The organism is Pseudomonas sp. 10-1B (assembly GCF_000935045.1).
Classification (GTDB): Bacteria; Pseudomonadota; Gammaproteobacteria; order Pseudomonadales; family Pseudomonadaceae; genus Aquipseudomonas.
Window position 1 is genome coordinate 1 of sequence record NZ_JYKS01000084.1, and the last position, 1,448, is coordinate 1,448.

Annotated in this window: 1 protein-coding gene; it reads right to left on the minus strand. The window is 54.6% G+C overall.

Annotated elements, in window-relative coordinates; genetic code table 11:
* The coding region (locus TZ03_RS27180; protein WP_051101406.1) for an IS110 family transposase at positions 1–1,311 on the minus strand (1,311 nt) is incomplete at its 3' end.
* Positions 1,312–1,448: the final 137 nt, after the last annotated feature.

Consider the following 1,448-nt stretch of genomic DNA (forward strand, 5'->3'; position numbering starts at 1 on the left):
CAATCCCAGTTTCCGAGCCTTGCGCAGCAAGGCTCGGTACTGACGCTCTTTGCTCTGCTCTTCGAACACAGCAATTCCCTGTTCGATGTAAGGCTTTCCTTTAGTCAGCATCGCATAGATCAATCGAGCCAATTGGTGGGCTGTCGCTTTAATCGCGCAGCTAGTGTCCATGCGTGCCAATCTGGCGCGATGACTCGCGCCGATAAAACTTTGATCATTGCGAGCATTTGACGCTGCTTGCTTGAGCGCTTGCGCTGCGCGGTTGATCACTTTCGGTCCTTTCCCAGGCAATTGCTTGCCTCCAGAAATACGGGTGGGTGGTGCTAACCCCAACCAAGAGCAGAAGTGTTTCATGGACGGAAACTTTGAAAGATCTGCACCGATTTCACTTGCGACAACCAGTGCCGTATCGACCCCGATAGTGGGAATGGCCGTCAAATCAACGCCCATTGTTCGCCACAGCGCTTGATGCAATGCGCCTTGCTCTTGGCCTGAGCGATGCGGGCTGCGCAATGTTTTTTTGGTCGGCTGAGGGGCATCGTCACGTACGGGCAGCAGGGCAAGCGAATCATTGATTAGCGCATCACAAGCAGCGATCTGCGTTTCCAGGAAGTCGTAACAGGCTACCTCCTGGTCCAGTGCATGCAGGTGCTCCAACCGCCAATTTCCTTGAAGACTGCGGGCTACTGTGTCTTCGTCAGCTTTGATCCGAACATTTCGCAGTTGCGCCAGCTTTTCCGGATTACGCTCGCCCTCAAGGATGGCGCGCAGAATTTTCATTCCCGTCACGCCAGAAATATCGCTGATGACATTGGCCAGTTGAATATTCATCTGGGTGAGGGCTTTCTGAATTCGATTCAGTGCCTTGGCTTGGTCTCGTACTTTCGTTACGCGCTGACGAACCAGTGCACGTAGTGAACACACTTCGTCAGCAGGTCTGAAAGCGCCTCGCAGCAGACCATGGCTCATCAGCTGCCATATCCACTGGCAGTCCAGCACGTCAGATTTTCGGCCTGAGATTTGTCGCGTGGCCCGAGAGTTGACGAGATAAACATCGAAGCCTCGAGCATCCAAAAGCTCGAACAAAGGAATCCAGTAAACACCTGTCGCCTCCATCGCGACCACGCTGATCTTAAGCTCCTCAAGCCAGTCGGCCAGCTTGACCAAGTCGTCGGTAAAGGTGGGAAAGCTTCGCACGGCATGCTCATGACGAGGATCCACGCCAACCCAGTGCTCCTTGCTACCGATGTCGATACCGGCACAGTCGGGATGAATTAGTTGGAAATGTCGTTGAGCCTTCTTGCGCGTCATGGAAAACCCTCTCAGGATAATGGGCGCGCGGGGCACACGGCGGCGAAAAGGTTCACTCTCCTATACGTGGTCACGGCTAGCCGTGCCGACAGTGACTTCACGCCGATGCCGTGCGGGCCACTCTCTCATGCGGGTGG